Annotated in this window: 14 protein-coding genes; 8 read left to right on the top strand and 6 right to left on the bottom strand. The window is 68.0% G+C overall.

Going from position 1 to position 13,387, the window contains the following annotated elements:
- Positions 1 to 90 precede the first annotated feature (90 nt).
- Positions 91 to 345, bottom strand: coding sequence for a DUF397 domain-containing protein (locus ACH4DZ_RS44715; protein WP_398295551.1), 255 nt, complete (start codon positions 343 to 345; stop codon positions 91 to 93).
- 183 nt (positions 346 to 528) lie between these two features.
- Here ACH4DZ_RS44715 and ACH4DZ_RS44710 point away from each other — a divergent pair, with 183 nt between their 5' ends.
- Together ACH4DZ_RS44710 and ACH4DZ_RS44705 are read left to right on the top strand one after the other, a co-directional pair.
- Entirely contained in the window at positions 529 to 1,530 is a 1,002-nt protein-coding gene (locus ACH4DZ_RS44710; protein ID WP_398295552.1) for an NlpC/P60 family protein, read from the top strand.
- A 182-nt stretch (positions 1,531 to 1,712) separates the two neighbouring features.
- Positions 1,713 to 2,414: a phosphatase PAP2 family protein gene (locus ACH4DZ_RS44705; RefSeq protein WP_398295549.1), complete on the top strand. Its 702-nt coding sequence runs from the start codon at positions 1,713 to 1,715 to the stop codon at positions 2,412 to 2,414.
- A gap of 380 nt (positions 2,415 to 2,794) precedes the next feature.
- Here ACH4DZ_RS44705 and ACH4DZ_RS44700 read toward each other — a convergent pair whose 3' ends face one another.
- Entirely contained in the window at positions 2,795 to 4,378 is a 1,584-nt protein-coding gene (locus ACH4DZ_RS44700; RefSeq protein WP_398295548.1) for an FAD-binding oxidoreductase, read from the bottom strand.
- Between the two features lie 403 nt (positions 4,379 to 4,781).
- On the opposite strand from ACH4DZ_RS44700, the gene pstS reads away from it, so the two are divergent.
- The 4 genes from pstS (at position 4,782) to pstB (ending at position 8,906) form a co-directional block, all read left to right on the top strand.
- Positions 4,782 to 5,906, top strand: a complete 1,125-nt coding sequence (pstS, locus tag ACH4DZ_RS44695) for a phosphate ABC transporter substrate-binding protein PstS (RefSeq protein WP_398295546.1) — start codon at positions 4,782 to 4,784, stop codon at positions 5,904 to 5,906.
- Between the two features lie 107 nt (positions 5,907 to 6,013).
- Entirely contained in the window at positions 6,014 to 7,021 is a 1,008-nt protein-coding gene (pstC, locus tag ACH4DZ_RS44690; RefSeq protein ID WP_398295545.1) for a phosphate ABC transporter permease subunit PstC, read from the top strand.
- A complete protein-coding gene (gene pstA, locus ACH4DZ_RS44685) occupies positions 7,018 to 8,079 on the top strand; it encodes a phosphate ABC transporter permease PstA (protein ID WP_398295543.1) in 1,062 nt (353 codons plus the stop codon). The genes pstC and pstA overlap by 4 nt, the downstream gene beginning before the upstream one ends.
- 50 nt (positions 8,080 to 8,129) lie before the next feature.
- Positions 8,130 to 8,906: a phosphate ABC transporter ATP-binding protein PstB gene (gene pstB, locus ACH4DZ_RS44680; protein ID WP_107015222.1), complete on the top strand. Its 777-nt coding sequence runs from the start codon at positions 8,130 to 8,132 to the stop codon at positions 8,904 to 8,906.
- 370 nt (positions 8,907 to 9,276) lie between these two features.
- Here the strand turns inward: pstB and ACH4DZ_RS44675 are convergent, their stop codons facing one another.
- Positions 9,277 to 10,275: an inorganic phosphate transporter gene (locus ACH4DZ_RS44675; RefSeq protein WP_107015223.1), complete on the bottom strand. Its 999-nt coding sequence runs from the start codon at positions 10,273 to 10,275 to the stop codon at positions 9,277 to 9,279.
- A 7-nt stretch (positions 10,276 to 10,282) separates the two neighbouring features.
- Positions 10,283 to 10,903 carry a DUF47 domain-containing protein gene (locus ACH4DZ_RS44670; RefSeq protein WP_107015224.1) on the bottom strand — a complete coding sequence of 207 codons (621 nt, stop codon included), beginning with the start codon at positions 10,901 to 10,903 and terminating at the stop codon, positions 10,283 to 10,285.
- Between the two features lie 203 nt (positions 10,904 to 11,106).
- Here ACH4DZ_RS44670 and ACH4DZ_RS44665 point away from each other — a divergent pair, with 203 nt between their 5' ends.
- Positions 11,107 to 11,484, top strand: coding sequence for a metal-sensitive transcriptional regulator (locus ACH4DZ_RS44665; protein ID WP_398295541.1), 378 nt, complete (start codon positions 11,107 to 11,109; stop codon positions 11,482 to 11,484).
- Positions 11,485 to 11,778: 294 nt separating this feature from the next.
- On the opposite strand, the gene ACH4DZ_RS44660 is transcribed toward ACH4DZ_RS44665, so the two are convergent.
- On the bottom strand, positions 11,779 to 11,973 hold the full coding sequence (locus ACH4DZ_RS44660) for a hypothetical protein (RefSeq protein ID WP_398295540.1): 195 nt from the start codon (positions 11,971 to 11,973) through the stop codon (positions 11,779 to 11,781).
- 100 nt (positions 11,974 to 12,073) lie between these two features.
- Positions 12,074 to 12,913 carry a hypothetical protein gene (locus tag ACH4DZ_RS44655; protein ID WP_398295538.1) on the bottom strand — a complete coding sequence of 280 codons (840 nt, stop codon included), beginning with the start codon at positions 12,911 to 12,913 and terminating at the stop codon, positions 12,074 to 12,076.
- A gap of 131 nt (positions 12,914 to 13,044) precedes the next feature.
- On the opposite strand from ACH4DZ_RS44655, the gene ACH4DZ_RS44650 reads away from it, so the two are divergent.
- A complete protein-coding gene (locus ACH4DZ_RS44650) occupies positions 13,045 to 13,209 on the top strand; it encodes a hypothetical protein (protein ID WP_398295554.1) in 165 nt (54 codons plus the stop codon).
- Positions 13,210 to 13,387: the final 178 nt, after the last annotated feature.

Below are 13,387 nucleotides of genomic sequence, written 5' to 3'. Positions count from 1 at the left end.
CGACCCGCTACGACAAGACCGCCGAGTCCTACCAAGCAGCCGTCACACTCGCCTCGCTCCTGATGTGGGCGTGACATTTGAAGACAACTCCTAGGACTGACCGCTCTCGAATCCCTCGAACCCTTCCACTCCCTCCACGAAGTGGTCGAACTCGCCAGCCTGTACGCCGAGTACGAAGGCGTCCCACTTCTTCCGGGTGGTCGTGACGACGGTCTCGGGGTCGCTGGTCTCGCGGATGTAGACGAGTTCGTTGTCGCCGAAGGCGAGCTCGATCCAGGGGCCGGGCCCGGTCGCCTCCGGCGGGGCGGCGCGTTCCCAGGTGAGGTTCGCGGGGATGTCAGACATGGGTCGGGCTCTCTTCGAGTACGTGGGTGAGGGCGTCGAAGGTCTTCGACGGCAACCGTATCCCCGTCCTGGGTCCGTGCGGTGGGGCGGCGGGGTGGAGGGGGCGCGGGGTGATCATTCCGTGGTGGGCCTTCCGCCTCTACACTGACGTTCGGATTACCGTGCGGCGAGGGGCGGTTGACGGTGCGTAAGGGCTGGATCTTGGCGACCGCCGCCGTGGGGGCGGGGCTCAGCTTCGTCATGGTGCTGGTGGTCGGCGTCTACATGGTGGCCGGGAACCTCGCCAACGGTGTGGGGCAGGGGGCTGTCGGCCTCGCCAAGGGGTCCGTGCCGGCGGCGTACCGGACGCTCGTGCAGAAGTGGGGCAATCTGTGCACCGCCATTAATCCGGCACTTCTCGCCGCGCAGCTGTATCAGGAGAGCGGGTTCAATCCCGACGCCAAGAGCCCGGCCGCCGCGCAGGGGATAGCGCAATTCATCCCCGGGACCTGGGCGACGCACGGAATCGACGGCGACGGTGACGGCGACCGCGACGTATGGGATCCGAATGACGCGATTCCATCGGCCGCGAAGTACGACTGCACGCTCGCGAAGTACGTCAAGGACGCGCCCGGGAACCCGACGGAGAACATGCTCGCCGCGTACAACGCGGGGGCGTACGCCGTCATCAAATACGGGGGCGTTCCGCCGTACAAGGAAACCCGGAACTACGTGAAGACGATCACGACGCTGCAGGAGAGCTTCGCCGCTCCTGTCGGTCGCGTGCAGCCCTCGCAGCAGGCCGCCGGCGCCATCTACTTCGCGCAGAAGAAGCTCGGCACGCTCTATCTCTGGGGCGGCAACGGCACCGCTGACCAGGGAGGACGCTTCGACTGCTCGGGGCTGACCAAGGCCGCGTACGAGACGGTGGGGATCACCCTGCCGCGGGTCGCCAACGACCAGTACAACGCCGGTCCGCACCCTGGGCGGGACGAGCTGCTGCCCGGGGACCTGGTCTTCTTCTCGGACGACCTCACCAACTCCCGGGCCATCCGGCACGTGGGCATCTATGTCGGCGGCGGGTACATGATCAACGCCCCTCGGACGGGTGCCGTGATCCGCTTCGACGCCATCGACACCCCTGACTACTTCGGGGCGACGCGGGTGACCGAAGATGGCGCGAAAGCATTGCCCACCTCTGTGTGAAATCCACCCCTGAGCTGCGGCGATGTATCTCTCTTCGATAACGTCTGCGTGATCATTCGGTGGAGGGTGGAACGTATTGAAGGGGAGTGTGCGTTCCTGTTCTTGTAGCCGACGACGGGGGTTGTGGCGCGACGCATCCGGTGGGTGCGTCGGAAAGATGACGACGAAGGAGCCGTTGCACCATGGCTGGACTCGCCGACTCCGGATCGAACCCCGACGTCGACTTGCTCTACGACATCAATGGTCTCGCCAAAGACGCGCCGCACTGGTTCGACCGCGTCATGGAGTTCGTGGGCGAGTGGGGACTCCTGCTCGTCATGGTTCTGCTGGTGCTGTGGTGCTGGTGGAACGTGCGGCGGCGGGGTGGGGACGAGGCCGCGTCCTCCGTGGCCTCACTGATCTGGGCGCCGTTGGCCGCCGGGGTCGCCGTACTCGTGAACGTGCCGATACGGGGATTCGTCGAACGGCCTCGGCCCTTTGTGGACCATGAGGGGCTTGATGTCCTCATCGGCGGCAAGAGCGACTATTCGTTTGTGAGCGACCACTCGACTCTCATGATGGCCATGGGGGTCGGGCTGTTTGTCGCGAACCGGAAGTTCGGGCTTGTCGGGATAGTGCTTGCGCTGCTCGGTGGGTTCTGCCGGATTTATATGGGCGTGCACTATCCGACTGACGTGGTCGGAGGGTTCGCGCTCGGGACGGCTGTTGTTCTGCTGCTTTCGCCGCTTGCCACCGCGTTGTTGACGCCTGTGGTCAAGGCTGTCGAGCGGTCTGGGCGGGTGGGGTGGTTGGTTCGGGCGGATCGCTCCGCCGGGGCGCGGGAGAAAGTGATTCCTGGGTCTCGTGGTGAGGTGGATGCTGCGGAGCGGGATCTTGCGGCGTAGGTAGGTAGGTAGGTAGTGGCTGGGTGGGCGGGTGTGTGGGGGGCTGGGGTGGGGGTGTCTGGTGCGGGTCCGCTGTGGCTGGTCGCGCAGTTCCCCGCGCCCCTGAAGGATTGCGCCGTTCCCCGCGCCCCTAAAGGCGAAAGACTGCGTCGTCCCCCGCCGTCTTGAAGGCAACGGATTGCGCCGTTCCCCGCGCCCCTGAGAAACTGCGCCGTTCCCCGCGCCCCTAAAGGCGAAAAGATTGCGCCGTTCCCCGCGCCCCCGGAAGGCAACGGACCGCGTCGCTCCCCGCGCCCCCGAAGGCAAAAGACTGCGCAGTTCCCCGCGCCCCTGGAAGGCGAAGGGCTGCGTCGTTTCTCGTGGGCCTGGGGAGTTGTGGGCTACAGCGACTGGGGGAAGTTGAAGAAGTTTTTGGGGTCGTACTGGGATTTCAGGGATTTTAGGTGGGGGGCCGCCTGGCCGTAGTACGCCTTGCGCCAGTTGCGGAGGGTGGGGTCCGTGTAGTTTTGGTAGGCCGCGCCCGAGGCGTGGGGGCGCATGGCCGTGTGGGTGGCCGTCAGCCAGGACTCCGACGTACTGCCGGAGGTGCCGGGGCGCCACGCCGCGATGTACTGGGCCAGCATGCGCGAGCGGCGGTGGACGAACGCCGTGGCCGTGGGGTCGACCCGGTTGATCGCGCCGCCGAGAGCGGTGAGGGCGATGCTGCCCGTGCCGCCCCGTACCCCGGACATGTGGGAGAGCAGGGTCCGGATGCCGGCCGCCGAGATCGAGCGGTCGAAGAAGTCCGAGCGGCCCGCGTACGTCTCGCGGCCCAGCGCGCCCTGCGGAGAGCGGCCCGGTGTCCCGCCCGGGAGATGGCACTGGGCGTCGGCCGAGAAGGACGAGCAGCCCGCGTACACCTCCATCGCCTCCTCGTAGGAACGGCGCCTGAGAGAGACGCTCCGTGCGGAGGCGCCGATGCGGTCGGCGAGGCGGTCCACCGCGTTCTGCAGGTCGCCGTACGTGCCGAGTGAGAACGCGGAGACGGAGATGGTGGGGGTGCCGCCGGCCGCGTTCTCGATGTGGAGCGACGACCAGATCTCGTCCGGCTGGTCGGGGCCCCACTCCTGCCAGGCCGCCAGGACCGCCGCCGCCCTCGACCACGGCCAGGACATGTTCGCCGCCACGCCCCGCGGGGCCGGGTGCGTGGTGAAGCGGAGTTCGGTGACGACGCCGAAATTGCCGTTGCCCGCGCCGCGCAGCGCCCAGAACAGGTCCTTGTTCTCGGTCGCGCTCGCGGTGAGCTGCTTGCCGTCCGCCGTGATCAGGGTCGCCCCCGTGAGGCTGTCGCACGTCAGGCCGTACGCCCTCGACACCACCCCGTGGCCGCCGCCCAGCGCCAGACCCGAGACGCCCACCGTCGGGCAGGAGCCCGCCGGGATGGTCACGTCCTTCGCGGCGAGCCCGCGGTAGACGTCGATCAGTTTGGCGCCCGCGCCGATCACCGCCTCGCCGCCGGACGCGCGTATCCGGGACAGTTTCGACACGTCGACGATCAGCCGGCCGTTCCCGGAGGACCAACCGGCGTACGAATGGCCGCCGTTGCGGATCGAGACGCGGACGCCGTGGGCGCGGGCGTACGCGAGGGCCGTACGGATGTCGTCGGGGTGGGCCACGTACGCGACCGCTGTCGGCTTCAGGGAGTCGAAGCGGGTGTTGTAGAGCTGGCGGGCCGCCGCCCAGTCCGCGTCGCCGGGGCGGACCAGGGGGCCGTCCAGGTCCGCGGCCAGCGCCCGCAGGTCGGCGGCCGGAGTGCCCGCCGGGGTGCCTTTGGCCGTCGTGGTCGCTCCCGTGCCCTTGGCCGGCGTGCCGGTCGTGCGCGTGGACCCGGCCGACCGCGGCCCCGAGCCCTTGCCGCTGCATGCCGCCGACGCCGCTGTCACCGCGACCGCCGCCGTGCCGCCTATGAACGTACGCCGTTGCATGTGCGCCTCCCGTTGCTCCCGTTGAACGAGACGGGTCAACCGCCCGGCGGGTTCCACAGGCGGCGTCCGGCAATCCCACGCGTAGGTGCACGAGTACGTAAAGCCGCGACGGCGGGTTTTGGCCAGGGGCGGGAGACGGGCGACAGAGCGAAGGGAGGGCTTCCGTTCGTCGGGACCCTCACGTGTTCTCCCCGTAAGCGTTCCGTGACCTCACCGCACTGACGGCAGGGGTTCACCCTGCGTTCACTCACGGCCATCGGCGGCTTCACCTGTTCTGCCTAATTTCGGCCTTACCCGGTGCGTGGTGCGGACGGAAGCGAGCGCCTGTACCGGTCGATGAACCAGCAGGCCCCATGACATCGCACGCCGCCGCACCGGCGGCTTCTGGAAGGAACTCACGAAAGTGAAGCTTCAGCGCAAGAACCGGCTTCGCGCCCTTTCCCTCGGTGCTGTCGCCGTCTCCGGCGCCCTTGCGCTGACGGCGTGCGGCTCGGACGACACCGGCAGCAGCAGCGACGGCAGCACGACCGCCGCCAACAGCTCCATCAAGTGTGACGACGCCAAGGGCCAGCTGCTGGCCAACGGCTCCTCCGCGCAGAAGAACGCGATCGACGCGTGGGTCAAGCAGTTCGTGACCGCCTGCAAGGACGTGCAGATCAACTACAAGTCCGAGGGTTCGGGCGCCGGCGTCACGGCGTTCACCCAGGGCCAGGTCGCCTTCGCCGGTTCCGACTCCGCGCTGAAGCCCGAAGAGGTCACCGCCTCCAAGGAGGTCTGCTCCGGCGGCCAGGGCATCGACCTGCCGATGGTCGGCGGCCCGATCGCCGTCGGTTACAACGTCCCGGGTGTCGAGGGCCTCGTCCTCGACGCGGAGACCCTTGCGAAGATCTTCGACAGCAAGATCACCAACTGGAACGACGCGGCGATCAAGAAGCTGAACCCGGACGCCGAGCTGCCCGACCTCAAGATCCAGGCGTTCCACCGCTCGGACGAGTCCGGCACCACGGACAACTTCACCAAGTACCTGATCGCGGCCGCGCCCGACCAGTGGAAGTACGAGGGCGGCAAGGCCTGGCAGGCCAAGGGCGGCCAGTCCGCGTCCGGCTCCTCCGGTGTCGCCCAGCAGGTCAAGCAGACCTCCGGCGCCATCAGCTACATGGAGCTGTCGTACGCCAAGGACGGCATCGCCGCGGCCAAGCTGAACACGGGCGCCAGCGAACCCGTCGAGGCCACCGTCGAGAACGCCACCACGGCCATCGCGGACGCCAAGGTCGTCGGCACCGGCAAGGACCTCGCGCTCGAACTGAACCGCGCGACCAAGGCCGACGGCGCCTACCCGATCACCCTGGTCACGTACGAGATCGTCTGCGACAAGGGCAACAAGGCCGACACCCTGGCCGCCACGAAGGCGTTCCTCACCTACATCGCCAGCGAGGACGGCCAGAAGATCCTGGCCGAGAACGACTACGCCCCGATCCCCGAGGAGATCATCGCGAAGGTCCGTACGACCGTCGCGGGCCTGAGCTGACCTGAGCGCGCGGTCCGGCCCCGGACGAGGGGCCGGACCGCGCGCCGTCCGGTGCACCGCCGCCTGGGGCCGCACACGGTGTGTGGCCCCGCAGACCGGAGAACCTCATGGATATATCCACCAAGAATTCCGCAGCGCCTCCCCCCGTCTCCCCACCCTCCGAGGCCGAGCAGAAGCGCGCGGCCCGCGGGGCCACCCGGCCCGGCGACCGCATCTTCCTCGGCCTGTCCCGCGGGTCGGGCATCTTCCTGCTCGTGATCATGGCCGCCATCGCGGCCTTCCTCACGTACCGCTCCGTGCTGGCGATCAGTAAGGACGAGAGCAACTTCCTCACGACCCTGGAGTGGAACCCGACCGCCGCGGAGCCGAGCTTCGGCATCGCGGTCCTGGTCTACGGCACGGTCATCTCGTCGATCATCGCGATGGTCATCGCGGTACCGATCGCGGTCGGCATCGCCCTGTTCATCACGCACTACGCCCCGCGCAAGCTCGGCGGTCCCCTCTCCTACGTGATCGACCTGCTCGCCGCCGTGCCGTCCATCGTGTACGGCCTGTGGGGCGCCCTGGTCCTCGCACCGCACATGATCGGTCTCTTCGGCTGGCTGGACGACTACTTCGGCTGGACCGGCATCCTCGACTGGCAGGGCGGCGCACCGCGCTCGCTGTTCACCGTGGGCGTCCTGCTCGCGATCATGATCCTGCCGATCATCACCAGCGTGAGCCGCGAGGTCTTCCGGCAGGCTCCGCTGATGCACCAGGAAGCCGCACTGGCCCTCGGCGCCACGCGCTGGGAGGTCATCCGCATGTCGGTGCTGCCCTTCGGCCGCTCCGGTGTCATCTCCGCCTCGATGCTCGGCCTCGGGCGCGCGCTCGGCGAGACGATGGCGGTGGCCACGGTCCTGTCCCCGAGTTTCGAGATCAACGCCAGCCTGCTCGACCCGGGCGGCGGCACCTTCGCCCAGAACATCGCCAGCAAGTTCAGCGAGGCCAGCGAGATGGGCCGGGACGCGCTCATCGCCTCCGGTCTGGTGCTGTTCGTCATCACCCTGCTGGTCAACGGTGGGGCCCGCATGATCATCGCCCGCCGCGCGGAGTACTCGGGGGCCAACGCATGAGCCAGACCGTGAACGACAGGCGTCCCAGCTCCCTGCAGGGCGCGACGCTGCCCAAGTGGAGCCCGTACGCGATCGCCGGCGGTTCGATCGCGCTGGGCCTCGGCATCAGCGCCGCGGCCGGACTGGACAGCGAGATCCAGTGGGGCCTGATGGCCGCGGTCTTCTTCGTGGTCGCGTCGTACGGCATCGCCGCGAAGGTCGAGGGCCGCCGGCAGGCCAAGGACCGGGTGGCGACCAGCCTCGTCTGGGTCGCGTTCCTCCTCGCCGTCATCCCGCTGGTCTCGCTCATCTGGGAGACCGTCAAGCGCGGGGTGAAGGTCCTCGACGTCTACTTCCTCAGCCACTCGATGGGTCTGGTGACCGACACCGAGCCCGGCGGAGGCATCTACCACGCGATCCTCGGCACCCTTGAGCAGGTCGGCATCGCCACGGTGATCTCCGTGCCGATCGGCATCCTGACCGCGATCTACCTCGTGGAGTACGGGCGGGGCAGGCTCGCCCAGGCCGTCACCTTCTTCGTCGACGTCATGACGGGCATCCCGTCGATCGTCGCGGGCCTGTTCGTCCTCAGCTTCTGGATCATCATCCTGGACATGGGCTACTCCGGGTTCGCCGGTGCGATGGCCCTGACCATCCTGATGCTGCCGGTGATCGTCCGCTCCACCGAGGAGATGCTCAAGCTCGTGCCGAACGAGCTGCGTGAGGCCTCGCTGGCGCTGGGAGTGCCGAAGTGGCGCACCATCATGAAGGTGGTGCTGCCGACCTCCATCGGCGGCATCACGACCGGCGTGATGCTCGCGGTCGCCCGCATCACGGGTGAGACCGCGCCGGTGCTCCTGCTGGTGTGGGGTTCGACCTTCATCAACACGGACCCCTTCGACGGCCCGCAGGCCTCGCTCCCCATGTACATCTACCAGCAGTACGCGAACAGCGGCGGCTCCGGTGCGGCGTACGACCGGGCCTGGGCGGCGGCGCTCACGCTGATCGCGTTCGTGATGATCCTCAACTTGGCGGCTCGCGGCATCGCCCGCTGGAAGGCCCCCAAGACCGGTCGCTGACGCGGCCAGACAGCGACCAGTCTTCCCCCTCGAAAGAAGCAGTGATCCCCATGGCCAAGCGAATCGACGTCAGCGGCCTCAGCGCCTACTACAGCTCGTTCCGAGCCATCGAGGACATCTCGATGGCCATCGAACCCCGATCGGTGACGGCCTTCATCGGCCCCTCCGGCTGCGGCAAGTCCACTTTCCTGCGCACCCTCAACCGGATGCACGAGGTGACGCCGGGCGGACGCGTCGAGGGCAAGGTCATGCTCGACGACGAGAACCTGTACGGCGCCGGGATCGACCCGGTGTCGGTGCGGCGCGAGGTCGGCATGGTTTTCCAGCGTCCGAACCCCTTCCCCACGATGTCGGTCTTCGACAACGTGGCGGCGGGGCTGCGACTCAACGGCAGCTACAAGAAGTCCGAGCTGGGCGACATCGTGGAGAAGTCGCTGAAGGGCGCGAACCTCTGGAACGAGGTCAAGGACCGGCTGAACAAGCCGGGCTCCGGCCTGTCCGGTGGTCAGCAGCAGCGTCTGTGCATCGCGCGGGCGATCGCTGTCGAGCCGAAGGTGCTGCTCATGGACGAGCCGTGCTCGGCCCTCGACCCGATCTCGACGCTGGCCATCGAGGACCTGATCGGTGAGCTGAAGGAGCGCTTCACGATCGTCATCGTGACGCACAACATGCAGCAGGCGGCGCGGGTTTCCGACCGGACGGCGTTCTTCAACCTGTCCGCGGTCGGGCAGCCCGGCAAGCTCATCGAGATCGATGACACCGAGCGGATCTTCTCCAACCCGTCCGTGCAGGCCACCGAGGACTACATCTCGGGACGCTTCGGCTGAGCCGACGCCTTTCGATCCGACGCCTTTCGATCCGGCGTCCTTCGACCTGACGTCCTTCGTTCTGACGTCCTTCGTTCTGATGTCTTTCGTACGTCTTCTGGACCCCTCGCGGTGCTGCATGGCGGTGCCACCGCGGGGACCGATAGGGCCCGCTTCCCGGTTCGCCGGGAGGCGGGCCCGTTGGCTTGCCGGTGACTTCGTCCGCGAGGTCGGTGGGGGCTGGTCGCGCCGTTCCCCGCGCCCCTGGCAAGCGGGGCTTCAGCCTGTCCGGCGTTTGAGGACGAGGGCGTCAGCCCGACAGGGGTTCTGGGGGCGGAGCCCCCAGGTACGTGACGGGAACGGGTAGGGGCGGCGGGGGCGAAAAAGGCGGCTACAGGAACGCCACGTCCACGAGCCAGAAGCTCGTCGCCGCCACCAGCGCAGCCGCCGGCATCGTGATGAACCAGCCCAGGATGATGTTCTTGGCGACACCCCACCGCACCGCGTTCACCCGCTTCGTCGCCCCGACACCCATGATCGCCGACGTGATGACATGAGTCGTGGAGATCGGCGCGTGGAAGATGAACGCCGTCGTGAACATCAGCGACGCACCCGTCGTCTCCGCCGCGAACCCCTGCGGAGGATCCAGCTCGATGATCTTCCGCCCCAGCGTGCGCATGATGCGCCACCCACCGGCGTACGTACCCAGCGACAGCATCACCGCGCACGCGATCTTGACCCAGACCGGAATCGGGTCGCCCGCTTCCTCGACGTCCGAGATGACCAGGGCCATCACCACGATGCCCATCGTCTTCTGGGCGTCCTGGAGGCCGTGCCCCAGAGCCATGCCGGCCGCCGACACGGTCTGCGCGATACGGAAACCGCGCTTCGCCTTGTGCGGGTTGGAACGGCGGAAGAGCCACATGATCGCGCACATCACCAGATAGCCGGCGATCAGGCCGACGACCGGGGAGATGAACATCGGGATGACGACCTTCTCCAGGACGCCGGACCAGATGACATCGATGCCGCCGGCGAGCGCCGCGCCCACCATGCCGCCGAACAGCGCGTGGGAGGAGGAGGACGGCAGGCCGAAGTACCAGGTGACGAGGTTCCACACGATCGCGCCCACCAGCGCGGCGAACAGGATCCACATGCCCCGGTTGCCGTGCGGTGTCTCGATCAGGCCCTCGCTGACGGTCTTGGCGACCCCGCTGCCCATGAAGGCGCCGGCGAGGTTCATCACGGCGGCCATCGCGAGTGCGGCACGCGGCGTCAGCGCGCGCGTGGACACGGAGGTGGCGATGGCGTTCGCGGAGTCGTGGAAGCCGTTGGTGTAGGTGAATCCGAGCGCGACACCGATGGTCACGATCAAGGCGAAGGTGTCCATGAAGGGGTCAGGACTCCTTGACCGCGATGGTCTCCACCGTGTTGGCCACGTGCTCGAACGCGTCGGCGGCCTCTTCGAGGACGTCCACGATCTGCTTGAGCTTCAGCACTTCGATGGCCTCGTACTTGCCGTTGAAGAGCATGGCCAGCAGTTTGCGGTGGATCTGGTCGGCCTGGTTCTCCAGACGGTTGACCTCGATCCAGTACTCGGTGAGGTTGTCCATCGTGCGCAGGTTCGGCATGGCCTCGGCGGTCAGCTCCGCCGCCCGTGCCAGTACCTCGATCTGCTGCTCGACGCCCTTGGGCAGTTCCTCCACGTTGTAGAGGACGACCAGGTCGACGGCCTCCTCCATGAAGTCCATGATGTCGTCGAGGGACGAGGCGAGGTTGTAGATGTCCTCGCGGTCGAACGGCGTGATGAACGAGGAGTTCAGCTGGTGGAAGATCGCGTGCGTCGCGTCGTCACCGGCGTGTTCCGCGGCCCGCATACGCTCTGCGATCTCGGCTCGGCCGGACGAGTCCGCCCCGAGCAGTTCCATCAGGAGCTTGGAGCCCGTGACGATGTTGTCCGCGGAAGCGGCGAACATGTCGTAGAAGCTCGTCTCCCTGGGGGTCAGACGAAATCGCACGTGGGGTCCTCGGATTGCTTCGGTGTCGGTCAGGCTGATGCTAGGCGCATCATCCGGCCACGGCTAACCGGCCGCCCCCCAGTGTCGCCCATCGGGCACAGTGATCAGCACGGGGTCCCGCGAGGGCATCTGCCAAGGGCCCTATACCCAGCAAAGTTCGTTACGATATACCCGGTAGGGGTATCAGTCAGCAGGAGGACGCGATGACGACCACCGAGGCCGGCGCCACGGCGCCCTCCGGGGAGACCGGTGCGGCGGAGGCGGGTGCCGCGGAGATCATGACCGACCACGATCGCGGGATCCACGGCTACCACGAACAGAAGGACGAGCACCTCAAGCGGCTGCGGCGGATCGAGGGGCAGGTGCGGGGGCTGCAGCGGATGGTCGACGAGGACGTCTACTGCATCGACATACTCACGCAGGTCTCCGCCTCCACGAAGGCGTTGCAGTCGTTCGCGCTGCAGTTGCTGGAGGAGCATCTGCGGCACTGTGTCGCTGACGCGGCGGTCAAGGGGGGTGCCGAGATCGACGCGAAGGTGGAGGAGGCTACGAAGGCGATTGCTCGGCTGTTGCGCACGTAGCCCTTGCCGGGCGGGGGGCCGGAAAAGATTGCGCCGTTCCCCGCGCCCCTGGAGGCAACGGACCGCGCCGTTCCCCGCGCCCCCTCAAGGCGACAAGATTGCGCCGTTCCGCGCGCCCCCTCAAGGCGACAAGATTGCGCCGTTCCCCGCGCCCCTGGAGGCAACGGACCGCGCCGTTGCCTGCGCCTCCTCAAGGCGGAAAGATTGCGCCGTTCCCCGCGCCCCTGAAAGTCAGAAGACTGCGCCGTTGCCCGCGGCCCTGGAGGCAAGCAGACCGTGCCGTTGCCTGCGGCCCTAGTGGGGGTGTGGGTTGGGTTGTTGGTGGGGGTAGCGTTCTTCGGCCACTTTTAGGACCTCGTCGATGCGGTCGGGGCTGAGACGGTCCTCTCGGGCGGCCGAGGCCGCGATGATCAAGTCGCCGCACAGCTCGATCTCGGCCAGGGCCACGTGGTCCTGAACTGCCGTACCGCGCGCCGGAGCCACGTGCATCACCTCTTCCTGCCGTTACCGACTTCCTAGAGTAGGGAGCGGCCCACGGACAGCGCATGGCACCAACGGACCATTTCCGGCCCCGTACGCCATCGTTCCCTCACTGGGCGATCCGCCCGGCGAAGATGTCCTTCGTCTTCGGCAGGCGTACGTCGACCGCGGCTCCGAAGTCGTACAGCAGTGTCGTGGAGGCCACCGCGACCGTGTCCTTCTGCCGCCCGTTCACGAAGCTGAACCGGTGGCGGACCTTGCGGATACGCCCCTGGTCGTCGAGGTAGACGTCGAAGGGGACCGTCGCCGTGGCGAAGCCTTTCGCCGCCGCCCGCAGCGCCTTCCGGTTGCCCGCCGAGGCATCGCGCGCGGCCACCGTGAGGTCGGCGGTGCCCCGGTAGTGCCGTACGGCTGTGCCCGCCACCGACGTCCTCCCCACGTACGTGGCCTCGCGCGCGCCCCGCAGCAGCTCCGCGGCGGCGAACGGATCGGTCGCACCGCCCGTGACCAGGTTCCCGTCGGAGAGCGTGGCCGTGTCGACCCGCACCCACTTGTCGGTGGGCACGCCCGCGCCGCGGTTCTTCATGTAGAGCGCGCCCGGTGCGAGCAGCTCGGTGATGGGGCGGTGGCCGTCGGCGCCGGCCGGGTCCTGCGGGAGGAGTACCTTCAGCCGGCCCACCTGGTCCGCGAAGTCGTAGACACCCTCGCCGCGGATGGTCACGCGGGTGCCGCCGGTCGCCATCTCCATGGACGTACGCGCCTTGGACGTACCGGCGCGGACCAGGTTTCCGGCCGCTCCGTGCAGCACCTCGACCGGGTCCTCGGCCGCCCGGGCGCCGTCGGACGCGGTGCCACCGCCCGAGCATCCGGTGGCGCAGAGCAGAAGCCCCGTCACCGCGGCGGCCAGGGCGACCGCCCCGTCCCCTCGTTTTCGCTGCCGCTCCACCATCGCCTGCTACCCCCAGCCGGGACGTCCCTGGGCGGGCCTCGTGTCGTCTCGCTTAACGACTGGTGGGAGGTGTTGTCACGCGGGCGCCGGGCATGGGGAAGCGTTTACCCGGCATCGGTACGGTGGGGCGCGTGGCGCAGCAGGAAGAGATCACTCCCCCGGAACACCGGACGACGACGGTCGAGCAAGGCCCCTTCTGCCTGGCTCGATGCACCTGCGGCTGGCGAGGCCCGGCGAGAAGAGCCCGAAGCCTGGCCCGCTCGGACGTCGAGAACCATCTGACCGCGGTCCAGTGAGGCGCGCCCCTTCGGGGGCGCGAGGAACGGCGCAATCTTTCGGCTTTCAGGGGCGCGGGGAACGGCGCAATCTTTTGAGCCTTTAGGTCGTGTCTTCAATTGATCTTGAGTAGTGGATCATGGTCGGGTGATACGTCGACATGAACTGTCCGATGAGGAGTGGGAGTTCCTCCGTCCG

Origin of the sequence: Streptomyces sp. NPDC017991 (assembly GCF_044328075.1) — a bacterium.
Lineage (GTDB): Bacteria > Actinomycetota > Actinomycetes > Streptomycetales > Streptomycetaceae > Streptomyces.
Note: the sequence above shows the minus strand (reverse complement) of the source record. Positions and strands in the feature narration are given on the sequence as shown.

Bases quoted from the DNA above. Each gene is read 5' to 3' on its own strand.
- ACH4DZ_RS44715 (WP_398295551.1), bottom strand. From the start codon at position 345: ATGTCTGACATCCCCGCGAACCTCACCTGGGAACGCGCCGCCCCGCCG.
- pstC (WP_398295545.1), top strand. From the start codon at position 6,014: ATGGATATATCCACCAAGAATTCCGCAGCGCCTCCCCCCGTCTCCCCA.
- ACH4DZ_RS44660 (WP_398295540.1), bottom strand. From the start codon at position 11,973: ATGCACGTGGCTCCGGCGCGCGGTACGGCAGTTCAGGACCACGTGGCC.
- ACH4DZ_RS44705 (WP_398295549.1), top strand. From the start codon at position 1,713: ATGGCTGGACTCGCCGACTCCGGATCGAACCCCGACGTCGACTTGCTC.
- pstA (WP_398295543.1), top strand. From the start codon at position 7,018: ATGAGCCAGACCGTGAACGACAGGCGTCCCAGCTCCCTGCAGGGCGCG.
- ACH4DZ_RS44675 (WP_107015223.1), bottom strand. From the start codon at position 10,275: ATGGACACCTTCGCCTTGATCGTGACCATCGGTGTCGCGCTCGGATTC.
- ACH4DZ_RS44655 (WP_398295538.1), bottom strand. From the start codon at position 12,913: ATGGTGGAGCGGCAGCGAAAACGAGGGGACGGGGCGGTCGCCCTGGCC.
- ACH4DZ_RS44665 (WP_398295541.1), top strand. From the start codon at position 11,107: ATGACGACCACCGAGGCCGGCGCCACGGCGCCCTCCGGGGAGACCGGT.
- ACH4DZ_RS44700 (WP_398295548.1), bottom strand. From the start codon at position 4,378: ATGCAACGGCGTACGTTCATAGGCGGCACGGCGGCGGTCGCGGTGACA.
- pstB (WP_107015222.1), top strand. From the start codon at position 8,130: ATGGCCAAGCGAATCGACGTCAGCGGCCTCAGCGCCTACTACAGCTCG.